We start from the raw sequence: 5,356 nt of genomic DNA on the forward strand, positions 1-5,356 counted from the left end.
TCAAATCGGACACGTAACAGTTGGCCATCGCTTCGCGATTATAGCCAATGTTACTTTGCCGTTTAATATAAACGTTATGTTTTTATCAACTATCGAGTATGGAGTAATTATGGAAGATCGAATTTACGAATTAATTAAAGGTTGGGCAGGAATCCCAACATGGCATACAACTCATCCCATGGATCAAGAGCGATTTTCTGTTGCTATGCATAATATAGTATCTGAACTAGGCGCATCCGTTGATATAGAAGCTTTTGAAAATGCTTTACGTCGCCATGCTGAAAGTAATCCTGCAATGTTAGGCGCACCAGAGCATTGGGATAATCTAGTAAATGAGTTTGCAATTAAAGCTGAAACTATATTTACCTACGAGCAAGCGCGGTAAAAACATAACAAGCCATTCAAGCAGGACTTTTAACAGTTGGTTAGGTTCCGCTTCGCTTCACATTTTAACCAACAATTAAAAGCCTCTTAATGGGGCGTTATGTGTTTAAAGGATTATCGAATGAAATTTTATGGATATGCTAATAAAAAATTAGCTCACGGCTTGCTTGAGATGCAAGAAATCACTGTTTCAGCTAAACCAGAGGATTTGCGCGCAATGGCTTCATTCTTAAATGATTGCGCCGATCAACTAAGTTCAGAGGAAAATGCAGACTTTGAGCATGAGCATTTATCAGATAATATTGACTCAATTTCAAGCAATGCACCTCAGTTTGTTGTTGTAAATCCAAATATGTAGCACTTCAACACATAACAAGGCAATCAAACGGAAAATTTACAGTTGGCTGTTTTTCGTTCCTCAAACATTTTAGCCAACAGTAATTTTCCGCTTATTGCGGCGTTATTTGGCAACACGAAATCGAGTTATTATTTTATTGTAAGAACAGTGTTTTCAAGATTAGCTTGGTGGGTTACGCCGCAGTTTTCGCCTAACCGTTTTGGTGTTTAACGCTAATAGACTTTACGCTTTTTTAAAACACCTTGCGGTAAAGTCATTAACGTTGTTCTCGCTTTCGTGTTTGGCTCAAAAGTCACGGTTTGGTTAGTCGTGTTGCTGGGTATTTTTTGCTTCTACGGTCGGGCTGCCAAATCTTAAAAGTGCTTGTTATCGTTGGTAGTTTTCCGCTACCATCAAATAACAAGATAATTCAAATCGGACACGTAACAGTTGGCCATCGCTTCGCGATTATAGCCAATGTTACTTTGCCGTTTAATATAAACGTTAGATCGGTAACGATCTGTTGTGTGTGTTTATCGGTTAGATGATTTAATGCACTGTATAAATAATCAGTATATTAACGCGCGCTGCTATGATGAGAAAATCTAACCGAAAAGTTGACACGCGCTATACTTCTTTCATTGTCCTTTAAGTGAGAGAACGTGAGCCTAGCGTGTCTTTGCTAAGGCGGAGCGACTCTCTCACTTAAAGGACAGCGCTTTGGGAGTATGTTCAAATCAATTTCGGTTAGTCGCGCGCTTAAGCGGTTGATTATCTGGTAAAGTTTGGTGGAGTTACCGTCTAACAAGGCGTTCAACTCGGACAAAAAACAGTTGGTTTTTGTTCGTGCCTCACAATTTTAACCAACTATTTATTTGCCGGTTAACAGCGGCGTTAGCTTCACAAGGATGTATCGATGCACGTAATTAAAAAAATAGCATTTCTATTAACAATAACCCCTTTTTTATGTTCAGCAGGAGATCTTGTTAAAAGCGCTATTCAGCACGATGAACAGTTAAATATAGCGTATAAAAATACGGTTAAAATTCTAAATAAAAATCAGATTAAGAAGCTTAAAAAAGCTCAACTTCTATGGATTAGGTACAGAGATGCTGTTTGTGAATTTGAAAGTGATTTACCTAAAAAGGGACATTGGATTAAAAGCAATATTGCAGATTCCAACTCCTTAGAGTGTATATCAAGATTAAGTGCTGAGAGAACTAAGGAATTAGACCTGTACTCTAAATTAATTGGAAGTTCTAAAAAAGACATTAGAAATGATCAAATAATTATCGGTAAAAGTATTTTAAACGACAAGAATGCAATGCATGGCTGGCTGTTTTATGGAATGGCACTAAAAACTTGGCCAATAGAGCTTGAGGAAAGTGGTCAACCTAACCTGTATAAAAGGGAGCTCTTTGCAAGGTCAAAAACAGCACAAATTTGGCAAGAATTAAAAGCTAATAAAGCTGTAACTCCAGACAAATATTTAGATGAGTTAGTTATTATATATGAAGCAGGTTTTATGGAAGAGTATGTTTGGGCATATATTCGTAAAAGCGGTCGAACACAAAATAACTTGAAGTTAGATAAGTTTAAACAATGGATTTTTGTCAACTTACCTGACCACAAAGCAATAATACATACAGGAGTAAAAGTTTCTGCTCCCTAATAGTTTTTAGCTCAATTGAAGCTAACAAGAAATTAAACAAGGACAAAAAACAGTTGGCTTTTTGTTCACTACGTTCACTTATTTTAGCCAACAATTTTTTGCCTGTTAATTAGGCGTTATGCAGATAAGGAAGTGCGGTGCAATATTGGATTGGAGTGTCTGAATCACATTTAGGTGAAGGAACCATTTGGACAGAGTTTGCTAATGAGGGACATGCTCTCAGGCAAGTTGAGCAATATGATGGTAAGTGGTTTTCATCTAGAAATGATTCAGTTGAAGAGTGTTGGTTGTATGATGGAAACATTAAGGATCTAGACTTGTCAGAATCGCGAAAAATATCAAAAGAAGAATTTGAGAGTGTTTGGCTAAAATCTGCATAACAAGGCGCTCAACAGGACAAATAACAGTTGGTTTTTGCTCCTGCGTCGCTTATTTTAACCAACAATTATTTGCCCATTAGCGGGGCGTTATATTTTTCATAAACTTTAGAGTATTAATCTTTTGTTGACATAATATGTCGCAAAGGTTAAGTTTGTGACATATTATGTCTCTAACCGATTCGTAATATATATTTTTCACAAGGAAGGAATCCATTATGACAAACGTGCACAAAAATATTATTTCATTTCTACTAGGTAGTTCTTTTGCTTACATCTTCGTTTGGTTAATTAATATCGTAGCTGCATTACCAGTTCCTGAATTACTGCAACCGTATAATGAGTTTGTGGTTTCATATTATTCAAATATATTAATCGCCATATTTGCGGCAGTTCTATCATTAATTATTATGTTTGTAATACGTAAAGTATTCACATTATTTACTAAGCAAAATTTATTTTATTTTGCTCTGCCGATAGTTTTATTCTTAACTTATCTATTGGTATTCGTAAGCTTTGCGTTAGCACCACTAATTTTTGCAGCAATTCCAACACTTTTAATAGCGGCGTTACTTTCTAACGGCGCACAAAAAATATAACAAGTTGCTCAAACGGAAAAATAACAGTTGGCCATCGCTTCGCGATTATAGCCAACCATTATTTTCCGCTTAGCAAGGCGTTATACGTGTAAACAGGCTTGGTGCGTGTGTTAGCCTAAGTGTTAATTTAAATATAGGATGAAAAAATGATTAACCATAAGCCAAAGGAAATGGCTCCATCTCTTTGGGTTGAAGCCTTAATATTCTTGTCGGCATATTACCCTTTATTCTTGATTCTGCTTATTAGAGATATTTCAGATAAAACATCAGGCTTAAAATTTGGTCTTTTATCATGGGGCGTTCAAGTAAGTTGGTACGCTTTGGTTTTATTTTTTATTTCTTCATTTGCAAGTTTAATTGTCGCACGCCTTATCCGTTCATTACTAACACATCAAGAAGGCGGAACCCCGATAAAAATTAACGCAGTTTCTCAGGTTCGGGGAGATATGCTTAATTATACGTTACCTTTTTTAATAGGTTTATTTGCTTTCAATTATGAAAGTATTCAAACAATCATTTCACTTTTAGTTTTTTTGATTTTTATATTTTCTTTCGTTCATAAAGAGCAGATCTCTCTTTTAAACCCTATGTTTTTATTAATGGGTATAAGGCTATATAAAATAAAATACAAAGAAGTCGGAAGAACATCTACTTATGAAGAAAATGTACTTTGTTTAGGAACGGTTGAAGTTTCCAATGAAAGTATTGAAGTAAAAGAAACAGCTGGAATTCACTTTATATTCCCCAAAAAAATTATACGGAGTAAGGATTAGACATGGAAAATTTAGAAGCTCAGCCTGTTGCTGTGCAAGCAGCGCAAAATCAATTAGATCAAGCATCATTAGATCGAAAATTAGAAGTATTACAAGGCTTAGATTTAGAAAATGCAGTTATAAATATCTATGTCGCTAAAATTAGTACTAAAAATAAAGAAAAACGTTTTCTTGGTGTTAAAAGGTTAAAAGTAGAAAATGAGCATAAACAAAGCTTTAAAAGTTATGCTACTGAATGTATTGCTGGTAATGAGCATATCTGTGAACTACGAACAATTAATACCAACCAAGATAATAGATTTTTTCATGTAGAAAAAGCTGCAACAGACTTTTCTCAAATGGAAGAGTTAGTAACTACAGGGAATATTCCCTATGTTTTAGATCAATCTGAGTTAAATGATTATAACGCTTATGTCATACAGCTAACTTTTGGTGAACCTGAACAAAGCCTATTCGCTTTCAGATATATAAGCGGCTCATGGTCTGTTAATAAGACCTCGGGTAAATTTTTAAGCTTTGCTCCAATAAACAATGAACTCATCGTGTCTATTGATAATGACCCTCGCTTTCAAATAACTCCTTATATTGATTTTATCCAATTTAAAGATGATATGTTTATAGCGGATATAAAGCAGTTTGAAGTAGCAATGAATTATCATGAAAGGTTAAAAGAAAAGAAAACAGAAGCCATTACAGCCTTATGTGCCAGTTCAGCAATGGTCTCAACGTCTAGTGACACATTAACAACAGTTATTGGTAATGATAAACATTTAATGAGACAGCTAGCCTCAGTTCACGAAAAAGGTTATTTCACGAACGATATTTGGTTAACTAAATTAAAGACTGTTGCAGACGCAGCAGGAAATTGGAAAATAAAGTTCGATAATACAGGTAAAATTCTAGTAGAAGATAATAAAGACTATGTGAAAGAACTTTTAACATTATTGCAAAATAAGCGTGTAAAAACGGTTGTTGATGGTGTTATGTTTGATGTAGATGGTGAGTTAGTGGCTCTTGAAGTAACTGAATAAACAGGTGAAAACACGTATAACAAGTTGCTTAAACGGACAAAAAACATCTGGCTTTTGCTCGTTCCTCGCTAATTTTAGCCAGCTATTTTATTGCCGCTTAGCAAAGCGTTATGTACCTTAAGGGAAGTTAGGTGAATGATTCGAAAAGCAGAGAAATCAGATTACGAAGAAATGGATTTTGTA

Annotated in this window: 7 protein-coding genes; all 7 read left to right on the top strand. The window is 35.1% G+C overall.

What is annotated here, in order from left to right; translation table 11 throughout:
- Positions 1–385, top strand: a 385-nt coding sequence (locus D1094_RS18175) for a hypothetical protein (protein WP_259338004.1), incomplete at its 5' end; no start/stop codon positions are given.
- 120 nt (positions 386–505) lie between these two features.
- The gene (locus D1094_RS18180; protein ID WP_118961516.1) at positions 506–742 is read left to right on the top strand and encodes a hypothetical protein; all 237 of its coding nucleotides are present in this window, start codon (positions 506–508) and stop codon (positions 740–742) included.
- Between the two features lie 895 nt (positions 743–1,637).
- Positions 1,638–2,393: a lysozyme inhibitor LprI family protein gene (locus D1094_RS18185; RefSeq protein WP_118961517.1), complete on the top strand. Its 756-nt coding sequence runs from the start codon at positions 1,638–1,640 to the stop codon at positions 2,391–2,393.
- A 137-nt stretch (positions 2,394–2,530) separates the two neighbouring features.
- Positions 2,531–2,773 (top strand): hypothetical protein, encoded by a 243-nt coding sequence (locus D1094_RS18190; protein ID WP_118961493.1) that lies wholly within the window; start codon positions 2,531–2,533, stop codon positions 2,771–2,773.
- 215 nt (positions 2,774–2,988) lie between these two features.
- Positions 2,989–3,369, top strand: a complete 381-nt coding sequence (locus D1094_RS18195) for a hypothetical protein (protein ID WP_118961518.1) — start codon at positions 2,989–2,991, stop codon at positions 3,367–3,369.
- A gap of 146 nt (positions 3,370–3,515) precedes the next feature.
- A complete protein-coding gene (locus D1094_RS18200; RefSeq protein WP_118961519.1) occupies positions 3,516–4,142 on the top strand; it encodes a hypothetical protein in 627 nt (208 codons plus the stop codon).
- A 2-nt stretch (positions 4,143–4,144) separates the two neighbouring features.
- The gene (locus D1094_RS18205; RefSeq protein ID WP_118961520.1) at positions 4,145–5,173 is read left to right on the top strand and encodes a Kiwa anti-phage protein KwaB-like domain-containing protein; all 1,029 of its coding nucleotides are present in this window, start codon (positions 4,145–4,147) and stop codon (positions 5,171–5,173) included.
- Positions 5,174–5,356 lie beyond the last annotated feature (183 nt).

The organism is Colwellia sp. RSH04, from assembly GCF_003545765.1.
Taxonomy (GTDB): domain Bacteria; phylum Pseudomonadota; class Gammaproteobacteria; order Enterobacterales; family Alteromonadaceae; genus Colwellia.